We start from the raw sequence: 14,577 nt of genomic DNA, 5'->3' as shown, positions 1-14,577 counted from the left end.
GAGATGGCTTGGCCGAACCCGTTGAGCGGGCCATTATACAGACCCTGCCCAATGAGTCTGACTGGAGTTCCTCATGCTGCGTAGCTTTCTGATGCTGGCTGCCTTTTTCGGCTTCACCGGTGTCGCCCTCGGTGCGTTCGCCGCCCATGGCCTGAAAAGCCGCCTGAGCGCCGAGTACCTGGCGATCTTTCACACCGGCGTGACCTATCAGTTGGTGCACACCCTGGCGCTGTTCGGCGTAGCGCTGCTGCTGGCGCATATTCCGGGGCGCCTGGTGACGTGGGCGGGCGTGTCCTTTGTCGTCGGTATCCTGCTGTTCTCCGGCAGCCTGTACGTGCTGACCACCACGGGGATCAGCAAACTCGGCATCATCACTCCCTTCGGCGGATTGGCGTTCCTGCTGGGTTGGTTCTTCCTGGGCTTGGCTGCCTGGCGCTTGCAGCTGACCGCTTGACGCTTGGAGCTGACCTTCAGGTCCCAATCGAGCTAGAATGCTGGCCCCTAAAATCGATGGCGGCCCGTGGCATGCGCATTCAGTTGAACGGCGAATCCCTTGAACTGCCCGACGGTGAAACCGTTGCGGCCCTGCTGACCCGCCTGGACCTGACCGGGCGTCGCGTCGCAGTGGAACTCAACCTGGATATCGTCCCGCGTAGCCTGCATGCCGAGACCGCGCTCACCGACGGTGACCAGGTCGAAGTGGTTCACGCCATCGGCGGCGGCTAGTCCCGCACGTTTATGTAGCCCCGGATTCTGCAGAACCTCACCCCATTTCGAGGATTTCCCATGAGCATCGTTCGTAGCGACAAGCCCTTCGTCCTGGCCGGTCGTACCTACCAGTCCCGCCTGCTGGTCGGCACCGGCAAGTACCGCGACATGGAAGAAACCCGCCAGGCAATCGAAGCCTCGGGCGCCGAGATCGTGACCTTCGCCGTGCGCCGCACCAACCTCGGCCAGATCGAAGGCGAGCCGAACCTGCTCGAAGTGCTGTCGCCGGATCGCTACACTTTCCTGCCGAACACCGCCGGTTGCTACGACGCCGTCGAAGCCGTGCGCACCTGCCGCCTGGCCCGTGAACTGCTCGACGGCCACAACCTGGTGAAGCTGGAAGTGCTGGCCGACCAGAAAACCCTGTTCCCCAACGTGATCGAAACCCTCAAGGCCGCTGAAACCCTGGTCAAGGAAGGTTTCGACGTGATGGTCTACACCAGCGATGACCCGATCATCGCCCGCCAGCTTGCCGAAATCGGCTGTATCGCCGTGATGCCGCTGGCCGGCCTGATCGGTTCCGGGCTGGGCATCTGCAATCCGTACAACCTGCAGATCATCCTCGAAGAAGCCAGGATCCCGGTACTGGTGGACGCCGGTGTCGGTACCGCTTCCGACGCCACCATCGCCATGGAACTGGGCTGCGACGCGGTGCTGATGAACTCGGCCATCGCCCACGCCCAGCAACCGATCATGATGGCCGAAGCCATGAAACACGCCATCGTCGCCGGCCGCCTGGCCTACCTCGCCGGGCGCATGCCGAAAAAACTATACGCCAGCGCCTCTTCGCCGCTGGATGGTCTGATCAAGTAAGAGCCATTGATGACTGAATCAAACGAAACGCCGAACACCGTGGAAGAAGGCGACGAGTCCAAGCACCGCCGCATCAAGAGTTTTGTGATGCGCGCCGGCCGCATGACCGAAGGCCAGCAAAAAGGCCTGGAGCAAGGTACGCCGCTGTTCGTCCTGCCCCTGGCCGACGCCCCGGTGGACTATGACCAGGTGTTTGGTCGTTCGGCCCCGCGGTCCCTGGAAATCGGTTTTGGCATGGGGCACTCCCTGCTGGAAATGGCGGCGGCCTCGCCGGAACAGGATTTTATCGGCGTGGAAGTCCACCGCCCGGGTGTCGGCGCGCTGCTCAACGGTGTTCTGACTCAAGGCCTGACCAACCTGCGGGTTTATGACTGCGACGCGATCGAAGTGCTCAACCGCTGCATCGCCGACAACAGCCTCGACCGCCTGATGCTGTTTTTCCCCGATCCATGGCACAAGAGCCGTCACCACAAGCGCCGCATCGTCCAGGCCTCCTTTGCGGAGCTGGTGCGCAGCAAGCTGAAAGTCGGCGGTATCCTGCACATGGCCACCGACTGGGAACCGTACGCCGAATACATGCTGGAAGTGATGGACGTTGCCCCTGGCTACCGCAACCTGGCGGAAGACGGCAAATGCGTACCACGCCCGGCCGAACGCCCGATCACCAAGTTCGAGCGTCGTGGCGAGCGACTCGGGCATGGGGTTTGGGATTTGAAGTTCGAGAAGCTGGCGTAACTCGCCACTGACTTGAAATGCAATTCAATGTGGGAGGGGGCTTGCCCCCGATAGCGGTGTATCAGTCACTTTGATGTCGACTGACCCTCAGCTATCGGGGGGCAAGCCCCCTCCCACAGTTGTTTTGTGTTGGATTTGAGGTCAGCGGCGATCGGCGACGACGCCAATCAACACCAGCACCACCACCAGCACCGGCGCCAGGCTGTAGTTATTGAACTGGCTCAACCCACGCACAATCCACGGCGTGGCGTAGATCAGCGCCGCACCGCTGCCGATCATGCACAGCAGGGCCATCAACGGTACGCGCAACGCGCCGGCAACGCTGCCCAGGCGTGCTTCGACCCAGCCCTTGATGTCGGCGCCAAACAGCACCAGCAAACAGCCCACAAGGGCCAGGGAGATTTCCGACAGGTTGCTGCGGCTCCAGCGGGATACGGTGGCGAGCAGGTCGAGTACCAAATCCATTCGATTTCCTTAGAGCGATCAGCTCAAAAACTTCTGCAACAGGTCATTGAGAAAGAGTTGCCCGCGATCAGTGGCCGCCAGGCGTGACGGTTCGACCTGCATTAAGCCACTTTGTTCTGCCTCGCGCCGCGCCTCGTCAAGGCTCGCCAGGTCGAGGCCGGTGCGTTCGGCGTAGAGCGTGGCGTCGACGCCCTCGGTGAGGCGCAGGGCGTTCATCAGGAACTCGAACGGCAGCTCTTCGTTGGTCAGCTCCTTCGCCCCGGCCTGGAAGCTTTTGGCCGGGTTGAGGTAGTCCTTCGGTGCGCGGGTCTTCCAGGTGCGCACAATCCGCCCGTCGGGGTGGCTGAGCTTGCCGTGGGCGCCGGCGCCGATGCCGATAAAGTCGCCAAAGCTCCAGTAGTTGAGGTTATGTCGCGCCGGGTGCCCGGGTTGGGCGTAGGCCGACACTTCATATTGTGCGTAACCGTGTTCGGCCAGCAGCGCCTGGCCAGCTTCCTGGATGTCCCACAGGGTGTCGTCTTCCGGCAGCGCCGGTGGCTGGTTCCAGAACACAGTGTTGGGTTCCAGGGTTAACTGGTACCAGGACAGGTGCGTCGGCTTCAGTGCGATGGCCTGGCGCAGGTCGCTCAACGCGTCCTCCAGGGACTGATCGGGCAAACCGTGCATCAGGTCCAGGTTGAAGTTATCGAACCCGGCCTGGCGTGCCATCCCGGCGGCGCGTACGGCTTCGTCGCCGTTGTGGATGCGACCCAGGGCCTCGAGCTTTTCCTGCTGGAAGCTCTGGATACCGATGGACAGCCGATTGATCCCCAGCGTGCGGTAAGCGACGAACTTTTCTTGCTCGAAAGTACCGGGGTTGGCTTCCAGGGTGATCTCGATGTCGCCGGCAAACGGGATGCGTGCTTCCACGCCTTTGAGCAATCGGCCCAGCGCCGCAGCGCTGAACAGGCTTGGCGTGCCGCCGCCGAAGAAGATCGAACTCAGTTCGCGCCCATACACCGCGTGCAGGTCCTGATCGAGGTCGGCCAGCAAGGCGTCGACATACTCTTCTTCCGGCAGCACTTTGCTGGCGGTGTGGGAGTTGAAGTCGCAGTAAGGGCATTTGCGCACGCACCACGGAATGTGGATATACAGCGCCAGGGGAGGCAGCACCGGCATGGCCGCCCGTGGTGTTTGCGCGCCACCGTGGATCAGCGGCTGCGCGGAGGTGTTCCGGGTCATTTCAAGCTCAGGCGTTGGCGCAGCAAATCCATTGCGCGGGCGCGGTGGCTGATCTGGTTCTTGTCGGCCGGGCTCAATTCAGCGCTGGAAACATTGCGTTCCGGCACCCAGAACAGCGGGTCATAACCAAAACCGTGCTCGCCACTGGCCGCATGCAGGATGCGCCCGTGCCACAGGCCTTCGCAGAGGATCGGCAGCGGGTCATCGGCATGTCGCACCAAGGCCAGCACGCAGACGAACTGCGCGCCACGCATCGCGTCCGGCACGTCCTTGAGGGCGTCCAGCAGCTTGGCATTGTTGGCCGCGTCGCCCTTGCCATCGGCATAACGCGCCGAGTAGATGCCCGGCGCGCCGCCGAGGAAGTCCACCGCCAGGCCAGAGTCATCGGCCAGCGCCGGAAGGCCCGAGATGCGTGCGGCATTGCGCGCTTTGAGGATGGCGTTCTCGACGAACGACAGGCCGGTCTCTTCCGGCTCCACCTGGCTGAACTCGCCGATCGAGCGCAACTGCACGGAGTCGCCGAGCATGGCCTGGAGTTCTTTGAGCTTGCCGGCGTTATGGCTGGCCAGTACGAGTTGAGTAAGGTTCATCATTCCGCCGGAAACAGTTCCTGGTTGAATTGGAAGCTATGGGCTTTGCCGCCGGTTTCAACATTGATGGTAAACGTCTTGTATTCCCGCTGTGTCACAGAGTACGGCGCGAGGTAATTAATCCCGCCTTTCTCGTCGATTTGCTTGAACGTCAGAATCTCGCTCTTGCCGCCCAGGTCCTTGATGGTGCCTGTCACCTGAGCTGCCACCGGGGTTACGCCCTTGATCACGGTCACATTGATCAAGCCTTTCTCCTTGCTGCGCACCACGCCAACTTTCTGGGCGGTTTCCGGCTGCAGGAAGCTGGAGGTGAAGGTGTTGTAATGAACGGTGATATCACCGAAGTCTTTCTTGCGATTAGCGTCGATAGTGTCCGCCGCCATGGCGCTGGCGCCCAGGCATGCAGTCAGTAGAAAAATGGCCAAGCGACTCATGATCGTCCCTCTTGAAAATGATTAGACGGCAATCTTGTGATCCGTCAGGCCAGGGCTGCTGACCCGGTAGATACCAATTTCGCCCAACAGATTGGGCCATAGCTTACTTGCCCAGCCGTGACGGTGCTGTTGATCGACGGCCAGGCGGTTGATCACCTTGGCTTCACGCTCGCCACACAGGGCTTCGAAGTCTTCGAAAGTACAGAAGTGGATGTTCGGCGTGTTGTACCAGGTGTACGGCAGGAAATCCGAGACCGGCATACGCCCCTTGGTCGCCAGGTACCAGCGGCAGCGCCAGTGCCCGAAGTTGGGGAAGGTGATGATGCACTGGCGGCCCACGCGCAGCATTTCGTCGAGAATGCGGTCCGGGTAGTGCACCGCTTGCAGGGCCTGGGTCATCACCACGATGTCGAAACTGTTGCTGGCAAAGTTGCCCAGGCCCTTGTCCAGGTCCTGTTCGATCACGTTGATGCCCTTGGCCACGCACTGGGCGATATTGTCCGGATCGTTTTCCAGGCCATAGCCGGTGACTTGCTTGTTGTCCCGCAGCCAGCTCAGCAGTTCGCCATCGCCGCAGCCCAGGTCAAGCACGCGGCTGCCGGCGGGGATCCAGTCTTGGATGATGTCCAGGTCGGCTCTCATGGCGTTCTCACAAAGTAATTCGGTTCATGTAGTTGCTGAACGCTTGCAGGTAACGCGGGATCGGGATCAGGAAGGCGTCATGGCCTTGCGGAGCGTCGATCTCCAGGTAGCAGACGTCTTTTTTTGCAGCCATCAAGGCATCCACCAGCTCTCGGGAGCGGGCCGGCGAGAAGCGCCAATCGGTGGTAAACGACATGACGCAGAACTTGGCCGTGGCGCCCTCGAATGTTTTCGCCAGGTCGTCGTCATGGTTGGCTGCCGGGTCGAAGTAGTCCAGGGCCTTGGTCATCAGCAGGTAGGTGTTGGCGTCGAAACGCCCCGAGAACTCCTCGCCCTGATAACGCAGGTAGCTTTCCACCTGGAACTCGACGCTGTGGAAGTCGTAGTTGAGCTTCTCGCTCTTGAGGCCACGGCCGAATTTCTCGCCCATGGAGTCATCGGACAGGTAGGTGATGTGCCCGACCATCCGTGCCAGCATCAAGCCGCGCTTGGGGATCACACCGGCTTCCTGGAACGAACCGCCGTGGAACTCGGGATCGGTGAGGATGGCCTGGCGCGCCACTTCGTTGAAGGCGATGTTCTGCGCCGACAATTTGGGGGCCGAGGCGATGGCCAGGCAATGGCGCACGCGATCCGGGTAGGTGATGGTCCATTGCAGGGCCTGCATGCCGCCCAGGCTGCCGCCGATCACGGCGGCCCATTGCTGGATGCCCAACAGGTCGGCGAGGCGTGCCTGGCTGTGCACCCAGTCTTCCACGGTGAGTACCGGGAAGTCGGCGCCGAATGGCCTGCCGGTTTCCGGGTTGAGGCTGCTGGGGCCGGTGGAGCCGTTGCAGCCACCTAGGTTATTCAGGCTGACCACAAAGAACTTATTGGTGTCGATGGGCTTGCCGGGGCCGATGCAACTGTCCCACCAACCGGGCTTGCGCTCGTCAACGCTGTGGAAACCAGCGGCGTGATGATGGCCGGAGAGGGCGTGGCAGATCAGCACGGCGTTGCTCGCCGTGGCGTTCAGTTGGCCGTAGGTTTCATAAATCAGGTCATAGGCAGGCAGCGAACGACCACAGGCCAAGGCCAGCGGTTCGCTGAAGTGCGCCACTTGGGGCACGACCAGTCCAACAGAATCGGGGGGAAAGGCAGTTGGCATCGACCCTGCTCTCGTTTAAATGAGGCGTAAGTCTAAAGACCGATGCACCCAGCGGCAAGCAAAGGCCAAATGTGGGAGGGAGCAGGTCGAATCGTCGCACCACCCCCCCCCTGCATTTGCTCCGCCTGTCAGATCAGCCCGAACAGTAACTTGGGCATGTTCGCGAAGTCAGCCAGGTACGGGATTCCCCAGCCTTGTATCAGCTGGATCGCGATAAACGCGAAGATCGGCGAAATATCCAGGCCGCCGAGGTTGGGGACCCAGCGACGGAACGGCGCGAGCACCGGCTCGGTGATCTGAGACACCAGCTCGGCACCTGGGCTACGGCTACCCGGTGCGACCCAGGACAGGATCACGCTGATGATCATCGACCAGAAGATGATCTTCAAAAACAACGAGAAGAGCCCGATCAGTGCCCATGGCAACAGCAGCACAGTGTAAGGCAGGTAGCCTTTGAGCATCAGGACCAGCGCGAACAGCAGAATCTGCAGCAGCAATGCCAGTACCAGCGACGACATGTCCAGGCCGAACATGCTCGGGACCACCCGACGCAGGGGCTTGAGCAGCGGTTGCGTGGCCTTCACCACGAATTGGCACAGCGGGTTGTAGAAGTTTGCCCGCACCAATTGCAGGATAAAACGCATCAGCACGATCAGCAGGTACAGGCTGCCCAAGGTCTGGATGATGAAGATGACGGCGTCATTGAGTCCAAGCATCATTTATTCCTTCGTAGGGGTACGACTATTTGCCCAGCTGCTCGGCCATTTCAGCCGAACGATGTGCTGCGGCACCCAGTGCTTTTTCCACCAGGGCTTCAAAGCCCCCGGCCTGGAATGATTCGATGGCAGCCTGCGTGGTGCCGCCCGGGGAGGTGACGCGACGGCGCAACTCGGCAGCGTCCACCTCACTGGAGACGGCCATTTTCGCGGCGCCCAGGGCGGTTTGCTCGGCCAGTTGCTCAGCGACTTGCTGTGGCAGGCCCAGTTTTACGCCGGCGGCGGTCATGGCTTCGATCAGCAGGAAGAAGTAAGCCGGGCCACTGCCCGAGACGGCGGTGACCGCGTCCAGTTGTTGCTCCTGCTCCAGCCACAGGGCGATGCCCACGGCGGACAGCAGTTCCAGGGCCTGGGCACGCTGTTCGGCTGTCACCTCGTGGGTGGCATACAAACCGCTCACGCCCTGGCGCAGCAGCGCCGGGGTGTTGGGCATGCAGCGTACGATCGGCTGGGCACCGAGCCAGTTGTTCATGCTGGCGCAGGTGATGCCGGCGGCGATCGACACCACCAGTTGGTGCGGCTGCAGGCTTGGGCGCAGGCTTTCGCACACAGCCTTCATGGCCTGTGGCTTGACCGCCAGCACGATCACATCGACACCTTGTATGGCTTCGGCGTTATCGGCGAAGGTTTCGATACCGTGCTCGGTGCTGACGCGGGCACGGGTCTCGGCGCCCGGGTCGCTGGCGCGGATCTGCGCGGCGTCCAGGCCCTTGGCCCGCAGGCCACCGATCAGGCTGGCCGCCATGTTGCCGGCGCCGATAAAGGCAATACGCGTGTTGCTCATGACAGGTCCTTACTTAGATGGATGTCAGCCATTTCATGGCTGGCCGTAGTCGCGGGCGCCAAACAGGGCGGTACCGATCCGCACCCAGGTGGCGCCTTGGGCGATGGCCGACTCAAGGTCGTGGCTCATGCCCATGGAAAGAGTGTCGAGCGGCAGGTTCAGGCTGTTTTGCAGGTCGCGCACGCGGGCGAACGCTGCATCTTGCTCGGCCCGGTCTTCCGTCGGCTCGGGAATGGCCATCAAGCCCCGCAGCTTCAGGCGCGGCAGGGCGCTGATGGCATTGGCCAGGGCCGGCAGGTCGGCGGGTGTGCAGCCGGACTTGCTGGCTTCGCCACTGACATTGACCTGGATGCAGATATTCAGCGGTGGCAGGTCGGCCGGGCGTTGCTCGGACAGGCGTTGTGCAATTTTGAGGCGGTCCACGGAATGCACCCAAGCGAAGTGCTCGGCGATGGCACGAGTCTTGTTCGATTGAATGGGGCCGATGAAGTGCCAACTCAAGGGCAGGTCGGTTAATTCGGCCTGTTTGCCCAGGGCTTCCTGCAGGTAGTTTTCGCCAAAATCACGCATCCCGGCGGCATAGGCTTCGCGCAGGGCTTGGGCGGGTTTGGTCTTGCTCACGGCCAGCAGGTGGATGCTGTGTGCGTCACGTTGCACGGCGTCGGCTGCGGCGCGGATGCGCTGGCTAACCTGGCCGATATTGTCTGCTATCGTCGACATTCAAGATGCGCCCGTGGATATGGAGTCCGCGGCATTCTACTGGAAATGGAAAGCCCTATGGATATCACTGAATTACTGGTGGCCGGCGTGCGTCGCGGCGCCTCCGACCTGCATTTGTCGGCCGGTGTGGCACCCATGCTGCGCATTGACGGTGAGGTCTGGCCGTTGGATTGGCCGGTGCTTTCACCCCCGCAAGTGGCGGATTTATTGAGCCCGCTGCTCAACCGCTACCAACAAAAGGATTTCGAAACATCTCTTGAAACGGATTTTGCCTTCGAGCTGCCAGGCGTGGCACGGTTCCGGGCGAATGTGTTCCAGCAGGATCGCGGCATGGGTGCGGTGTTTCGCACCATCCCGGCCGAGGTCCAGAGCCTGGAAAACCTCGGCCTGGGGGAGGTGTTCCGACGTATCGCCCTGCTTCCGCGCGGCCTGGTGCTGGTGACGGGCCCTACCGGCTCCGGCAAGTCCACTACCCTGGCGGCGATGATCGATTACCTCAATCAACATCGGCGCCAGCACATCCTCACGCTGGAAGACCCCATCGAATTTATCCACACGCCGAAAATCGCCCTGATCAACCAGCGGCAGGTGCATCGAGATACCCATAGTTTCTCGCTGGCCTTGCGTTCGGCGCTGCGCGAAGACCCTGACGTGATCCTGGTGGGCGAACTGCGCGACCTGGAAACCATCCGCCTGGCCCTGACGGCCGCTGAGACCGGACATCTGGTATTTGGCACCCTGCACACCACCTCGGCGGCAAAGACCGTGGACAGGCTAGTGGACGTGTTCCCTGCGGGGGAAAAGGCCATGGTCCGCTCGATGCTGTCGGAGTCGTTGCAGGCGGTGGTGTCTCAGGTACTGGTCAAGAAGGTTGGCGGCGGGCGGGTGGCGGCCCATGAAATCATGCTGGGCACGCAAGCCATTCGAAATTTGATCCGCGAGGACAAGGTGGCGCAGATAGTCTCGGCGATTCAGACCGGCGGTGCGCTGGGCATGAAGACGTTGGATATGAGCTTGAAGGCGTTGGTCACGGAAGGCGTGATCAGTCGGGAAGAGGCACGGGAGAAGGCGAGGGTGCCTGGGGATATATAAGATCGGGAGATATAAGCACGTCTTAATGTGGGAGGGGGCTTGCCCCCGATAGCAGTGGGTCAGGTACAGATAAGCTGACTGATCCACCGCTATCGGGAGCAAGCCCCCTCCCATATTTACTGCTGCATTTCAGCTGAAGATCAGCGTTGCACGATCCGCAGGTTGCTGTTCTGCTCTTTCGGCAGAACCCGCTTGGCAATCACGTAGTTCTTGTCCCAGAACGGCTTTTTCAGCGTGTCGATACTGACCGACTTGCCACGACGTGGTGCGTGGATAAAGCGGTCGTTGCCCAGGTAAATGGCAACGTGGTTCACCTGGCGGCTCTTCAGTTTGAAGAACAACAGGTCACCCGGTTTCAGGTCCTTGCGATCAACCTTCTGCCCATGGCCGGCGGCCATGGCGTTGGAGGTGCGCGGCAGATCCACGGCGGCTACGTCGTTAAACGCATATTTCACCAGGCCACTGCAGTCGAACCCTTTACTTGGGCTGCTGCCGCCCCAACGATAAGGAGTACCCAGCACGTTTACGGCGCGGCTGAGGACGGTGCTGCTCTGCTTGGTGTTGACTGCCATCAGGCCTGGAACTGCCTTACCGTGGGCCTTGCTCAGTTGAGTCGGGCGGCTGACGGTCGGCTTTGCCGATTTGGCGGTGCTTGGCGTGCTGTGGACTTTAGGGGTGAAACCGTTGACGTTTGGAAGTCGTTGCTCACGATTGGTGGCGTGGGCGGCCAGTGGCATTAATAGGCAAATGGTTAGCCATGTCTTGAAAAATGGTCGCATTAGGCGTGGCTCTTATGGGTTTGCGCGCAACTTTATAACAGCTTTTTGTGTCGTTCTCAGGCCGTTTGTCGACTGAACCTTGGGGTCAAACTCAGGAAAAACGCGACGATTAGCCGCGATTGTCCTACACAAGTCAGGTGGCATAAGGCTTTCAGGGGAGGGAAGATACCATTTGCCGTACGTCGGGCGCCTGTAAAAAAGTCACAAAGAAAGTGAAAAAATTTATCTATCGAAGCAAATGAGGTACTCCATGAACACCTATCAACAGGTTGGTCCGCAGCAAGACACCCACAGCAAGGTGATCGGTTACCTGCTCTGGATTTTCGGGTTTACCGGGGCTCATCGCTTCTATTACGGCAAGCCGGTGACCGGCACGATCTGGTTTTTCACCCTGGGTTTGCTTGGGATCGGCTGGCTGATCGATCTGTTCCTGATCCCGGCCATGGACCGTGAAGCGGACCTGCGTTTTACCGCTGGCCCTATCGAATACAACGTCGCGTGGATTCTGTTGGCGTTTCTGGGGGTATTCGGCGTGCACCGCATGTACCAGGGCAAATGGATCACCGGGCTGATCTACCTGCTGACCGGTGGTTTGTTCCTGGTGGGGGTGCTGTATGACTTCTGGACGTTGAATACCCAGGTTTCGATCCGCAATGCCGAGCGCAATGGCGGCCGGTAGATCATAAAGAACTGTAGGAGCGAGCAAGCTCGCTCCTACAGTTTTTTATGGCTCAAGCCTGGTAGCTGATGCGCCCATCCACCAAGGTGTAGCGCACGCTCGCCGGCAGGCTATGGCCGATGAACGGGCAGTTCTCACCTTTGGACAGCCAGTGCTCCCCGGCAACCGTGGAGCCGGCCGGGTCAAACAACACCAGGTCTGCCGCCGCACCTACCGCCAGTTTCCCCGCCGGCAGGCGCAAGGCCTTGGCCGGGCCGGTGCTCAGGCGTGCCAGCAACGTCGGCAAGTCGAGCAAACCGTCTTCCACCAACGTCATCGCCAGTGGCAGCAGCAGCTCCACGCTACTGATGCCTGGCTCTGTGGCGCCAAACGGTGCCAGCTTGGCATCCCGCTCGTGGGGCTGGTGGTGGCTGGAAATCGCCGAGACCACACCGGATTGGACTGCCGCACGCAAACCGTCACGATCGGCCTGTGTGCGCAGCGGCGGTTGTACGTGGTAAAGGCTGGAGAAGTCGATCAGCGCCTCATCCGTCAGCAGCAGCTGATACAACGCCACATCCGCCGTCACCGGCAGGCCACGGGCCTGGGCCTGGGCGATCAGGGCCACGCCCCGGGCGCTGGTCAGCTGGCTGAAGTGCGCGCGCACGCCACTTTGTTCCACCAGCAACAGGTCACGGGCCAGGGCTACGGTTTCAGCGGTTTCCGGAATGCCCGGCAAGCCGAGGAAGCTGGCGACCGCACCTTCATGGGCCAGGCCGCCTTCGGCCAGGTCGCGGTCCTGGGAGTGGAAGATCACCGTCAAGTCGAAGGTGGCCGCGTATTCCAGGGCGCGGCACAGGGTGCGGGTGCTGCGGAAACTCTCCAGGCCGTTGCCGAATGCCACGCAACCGGCGTCGCGCAGGGCAATCAGTTCGGCGAGTTGTTCGCCTTCCAGGCCTTTGCTCAGGGCGCCGATGGGAAACACTTTGCAATTGCCAGCTTCGCGCGCACGGTCGAGGATCAGCTCGGTCACGGCCGATGTGTCGAGCACCGGTTTGGTGTGCGGTGGGCAGCACAGGCTGGTGACGCCACCGGCCGCGGCCGCGCGGGTCTCGCTGGTGATATTGCCTTTGCGGCTGTAGCCCGGCTCGCGCAGGGCGACGTTCAGGTCCACCAGGCCGGGCGCGGCCACCAGACCTTTGGCATCGATCGTCTCGCTGGGGCTGAAATCATGGGGCGCGGCGCCGATGGCGATGATCTTGCCGGCTTCCAGATGCAGATCGGTAATGTGATCCAGGCCGCTGGCCGGATCGATGACTCGGGCGCCGAGAATGCTGAGCTTCACTGGGCCTTCTCCTGCTCGAATTGACGTTGCGCGGTTTGCCCGCTCATGGCCATGGACAACACCGCCATGCGCACGGCGATGCCATACGTGACCTGGTTGAGAATCACCGACTGGTTACCGTCGGCCACCGCCGACTCAATCTCCACGCCTCGGTTGATCGGCCCCGGGTGCATCACGATGGCATCCGGCTTGGCGCCGGCCAGGCGTGCGGTGGTCAGGCCGAACAGGCGGTAGAACTCGCCCTCGCTCGGCAGCAGACCACCCGACATGCGTTCGCGCTGCAGGCGCAGCATGATCACCACGTCCACATCCTTGAGGCCTTCGGTCATGTCGGTGTAGACCTTCACGCCGTATTGCTCGATGCCGATGGGCAGCAGGGTTTTCGGCGCGATCACGCGAATGTCCGGGCAACCCAGGGTTTTCAGGGCCAGCATGTTCGAGCGTGCCACCCGCGAATGCAGGATGTCGCCGACGATGGCCACCGAGAGGTTTTCAAAGCTGCCCTTGTGCCGACGAATGGTGAGCATGTCGAGCATGCCCTGGGTCGGGTGGGCGTGACGGCCGTCGCCGCCGTTGATGATCGCCACCTGCGGGCATACATGCTCGGCAATGAAGTGCGCGGCACCGGAGTCGCCGTGGCGCACCACGAACATGTCGGCGGCCATGGCTTCCAGATTGCGCAGGGTGTCGAGCAGGGTCTCGCCCTTGCTCGCCGAAGAGGTGGACACGTTCAGCGTGATCACGTCGGCCGACAGTCGTTGGGCCGCCAGTTCAAAGGTGGTCCGTGTACGGGTGGAGTTCTCGAAGAACACGTTGCAGATGGTCTTGCCGCGCAGCAGCGGGACTTTCTTCACCGCCCGGCCGCCCACTTCGAGGAACGAGTCGGCGGTGTCGAGGATTTCGGTGAGCAGTTCGCGGGGCAAACCGTCGAGGGACAAGAAGTGTTGCAACTGGCCCTGAGCATTGAGCTGCAGCGGGCGCTTGGCATCTAGAGGCGTCATCGCGGGGACTCTTTACAAGGCGGTTTAAAGGGCAAGGTCTTGCAGTTCGAGTTCGAGCGGCGTGGGACCGGACAATTTTACTCGCTGGCTGGCCTCAAGGGACAGCGTGGCGCCAACCACGTCCGGGCTGATAGGCAGTTCGCCTGCCTCCAGGTCCAGCAGGCAGACCAGGGTGATGCTGGCCGGGCGCCCGTAATCGAACAATTCATTCATGGCGGCGCGGATGGTACGGCCGCTCATCAGCACGTCGTCGATCAGCACCAGGTGCTGGCCTTCAATCTCGAACGGCAGGGCGGACGGGCGCACTTGTGGGTGCAGGCCGTTCTGGCTGAAGTCGTCGCGGTAGAAGGACACGTCCAGGGTGCCCAAGGGTGAGTCGCTGCCCAGTTCGTCCAGCAACGCTTGGGCGACCCACACACCGCCGGTGCGAATACCGATAAAGCGCGGTTCGCTGATGCCACGGTGTTCCAGGTGCGTCTTGAGGCTAACCGCCATCTGGCGGATCAGTTCGGCGGGGTTTGGCAGACTCATGGTGGCTCCTTCAAGGCCTTGCGCGGCGGGGGCGACGACAAGGTCCGGGCTCAAACGTAAGAAGACGCGGCAAGCC

At 61.5% G+C, this 14,577-nt stretch carries 19 protein-coding genes; 6 read left to right on the top strand and 13 right to left on the bottom strand.

What is annotated here, in order from left to right; translation table 11 throughout:
* Positions 1-73: 73 nt before the first annotated feature.
* The 4 genes from ACHPFG_RS29685 (at position 74) to trmB (ending at position 2,316) form a co-directional block, all read left to right on the top strand.
* On the top strand, positions 74-454 hold the full coding sequence (locus tag ACHPFG_RS29685; RefSeq protein ID WP_131697512.1) for a DUF423 domain-containing protein: 381 nt from the start codon (positions 74-76) through the stop codon (positions 452-454).
* Between the two features lie 71 nt (positions 455-525).
* Complete coding sequence (thiS, locus tag ACHPFG_RS29680) at positions 526-726, top strand: sulfur carrier protein ThiS (protein ID WP_167656957.1); 201 nt, start codon at positions 526-528, stop codon at positions 724-726.
* Between the two features lie 60 nt (positions 727-786).
* Positions 787-1,581, top strand: a complete 795-nt coding sequence (locus ACHPFG_RS29675) for a thiazole synthase (RefSeq protein ID WP_431701163.1) — start codon at positions 787-789, stop codon at positions 1,579-1,581.
* A 9-nt stretch (positions 1,582-1,590) separates the two neighbouring features.
* The gene (trmB, locus tag ACHPFG_RS29670) at positions 1,591-2,316 is read left to right on the top strand and encodes a tRNA (guanosine(46)-N7)-methyltransferase TrmB (protein ID WP_131697509.1); all 726 of its coding nucleotides are present in this window, start codon (positions 1,591-1,593) and stop codon (positions 2,314-2,316) included.
* A gap of 141 nt (positions 2,317-2,457) precedes the next feature.
* Here the strand turns inward: trmB and ACHPFG_RS29665 are convergent, their stop codons facing one another.
* From ACHPFG_RS29665 to ACHPFG_RS29625, 9 genes are all read right to left on the bottom strand, one after another.
* The gene (locus tag ACHPFG_RS29665; protein WP_010207241.1) at positions 2,458-2,781 is read right to left on the bottom strand and encodes a DUF3392 domain-containing protein; all 324 of its coding nucleotides are present in this window, start codon (positions 2,779-2,781) and stop codon (positions 2,458-2,460) included.
* A gap of 18 nt (positions 2,782-2,799) precedes the next feature.
* A complete protein-coding gene (hemW, locus tag ACHPFG_RS29660; RefSeq protein WP_431703532.1) occupies positions 2,800-3,939 on the bottom strand; it encodes a radical SAM family heme chaperone HemW in 1,140 nt (379 codons plus the stop codon).
* A 59-nt stretch (positions 3,940-3,998) separates the two neighbouring features.
* Positions 3,999-4,595 (bottom strand): RdgB/HAM1 family non-canonical purine NTP pyrophosphatase, encoded by a 597-nt coding sequence (rdgB, locus tag ACHPFG_RS29655; protein ID WP_049711104.1) that lies wholly within the window; start codon positions 4,593-4,595, stop codon positions 3,999-4,001.
* The gene (locus ACHPFG_RS29650) at positions 4,592-5,026 is read right to left on the bottom strand and encodes a DUF4426 domain-containing protein (protein ID WP_027606095.1); all 435 of its coding nucleotides are present in this window, start codon (positions 5,024-5,026) and stop codon (positions 4,592-4,594) included. Before ACHPFG_RS29650 ends, rdgB begins: the two co-directional genes overlap by 4 nt.
* A gap of 21 nt (positions 5,027-5,047) precedes the next feature.
* Positions 5,048-5,668, bottom strand: coding sequence for a methionine biosynthesis protein MetW (gene metW, locus ACHPFG_RS29645; protein WP_017735309.1), 621 nt, complete (start codon positions 5,666-5,668; stop codon positions 5,048-5,050).
* A gap of 7 nt (positions 5,669-5,675) precedes the next feature.
* Positions 5,676-6,815, bottom strand: coding sequence for a homoserine O-succinyltransferase MetX (metX, locus tag ACHPFG_RS29640; protein ID WP_184745098.1), 1,140 nt, complete (start codon positions 6,813-6,815; stop codon positions 5,676-5,678).
* A 128-nt stretch (positions 6,816-6,943) separates the two neighbouring features.
* A complete protein-coding gene (locus ACHPFG_RS29635; RefSeq protein ID WP_131697506.1) occupies positions 6,944-7,531 on the bottom strand; it encodes a YggT family protein in 588 nt (195 codons plus the stop codon).
* A 25-nt stretch (positions 7,532-7,556) separates the two neighbouring features.
* Positions 7,557-8,375: a pyrroline-5-carboxylate reductase gene (proC, locus tag ACHPFG_RS29630; RefSeq protein WP_131697505.1), complete on the bottom strand. Its 819-nt coding sequence runs from the start codon at positions 8,373-8,375 to the stop codon at positions 7,557-7,559.
* 33 nt (positions 8,376-8,408) lie between these two features.
* A complete protein-coding gene (locus tag ACHPFG_RS29625) occupies positions 8,409-9,095 on the bottom strand; it encodes a YggS family pyridoxal phosphate-dependent enzyme (RefSeq protein ID WP_131697504.1) in 687 nt (228 codons plus the stop codon).
* Positions 9,096-9,152: 57 nt separating this feature from the next.
* Here ACHPFG_RS29625 and ACHPFG_RS29620 point away from each other — a divergent pair, with 57 nt between their 5' ends.
* Positions 9,153-10,187 carry a type IV pilus twitching motility protein PilT gene (locus ACHPFG_RS29620; protein ID WP_431701162.1) on the top strand — a complete coding sequence of 345 codons (1,035 nt, stop codon included), beginning with the start codon at positions 9,153-9,155 and terminating at the stop codon, positions 10,185-10,187.
* Positions 10,188-10,327: 140 nt separating this feature from the next.
* On the opposite strand, the gene ACHPFG_RS29615 is transcribed toward ACHPFG_RS29620, so the two are convergent.
* Entirely contained in the window at positions 10,328-10,966 is a 639-nt protein-coding gene (locus ACHPFG_RS29615) for a C40 family peptidase (protein ID WP_431701161.1), read from the bottom strand.
* Between the two features lie 250 nt (positions 10,967-11,216).
* Here ACHPFG_RS29615 and ACHPFG_RS29610 point away from each other — a divergent pair, with 250 nt between their 5' ends.
* Positions 11,217-11,645: an NINE protein gene (locus ACHPFG_RS29610; protein WP_027606088.1), complete on the top strand. Its 429-nt coding sequence runs from the start codon at positions 11,217-11,219 to the stop codon at positions 11,643-11,645.
* Between the two features lie 52 nt (positions 11,646-11,697).
* On the opposite strand, the gene ACHPFG_RS29605 is transcribed toward ACHPFG_RS29610, so the two are convergent.
* From ACHPFG_RS29605 to pyrR, 3 genes are read right to left on the bottom strand one after another with little or no spacing between them, the layout of a single operon-like run.
* Positions 11,698-12,969, bottom strand: a complete 1,272-nt coding sequence (locus tag ACHPFG_RS29605; protein WP_431701160.1) for a dihydroorotase — start codon at positions 12,967-12,969, stop codon at positions 11,698-11,700.
* The gene (locus ACHPFG_RS29600) at positions 12,966-13,970 is read right to left on the bottom strand and encodes an aspartate carbamoyltransferase catalytic subunit (protein WP_048722533.1); all 1,005 of its coding nucleotides are present in this window, start codon (positions 13,968-13,970) and stop codon (positions 12,966-12,968) included. Before ACHPFG_RS29600 ends, ACHPFG_RS29605 begins: the two co-directional genes overlap by 4 nt.
* 24 nt (positions 13,971-13,994) lie before the next feature.
* Positions 13,995-14,501: a bifunctional pyr operon transcriptional regulator/uracil phosphoribosyltransferase PyrR gene (gene pyrR / locus ACHPFG_RS29595; protein WP_027606085.1), complete on the bottom strand. Its 507-nt coding sequence runs from the start codon at positions 14,499-14,501 to the stop codon at positions 13,995-13,997.
* Positions 14,502-14,577 lie beyond the last annotated feature (76 nt).

Source organism: Pseudomonas sp. BR20 (genome assembly GCF_050780135.1).
Classification (GTDB): Bacteria; Pseudomonadota; Gammaproteobacteria; order Pseudomonadales; family Pseudomonadaceae; genus Aquipseudomonas.
This window is presented reverse-complemented; position numbering and strand designations above follow the sequence as displayed.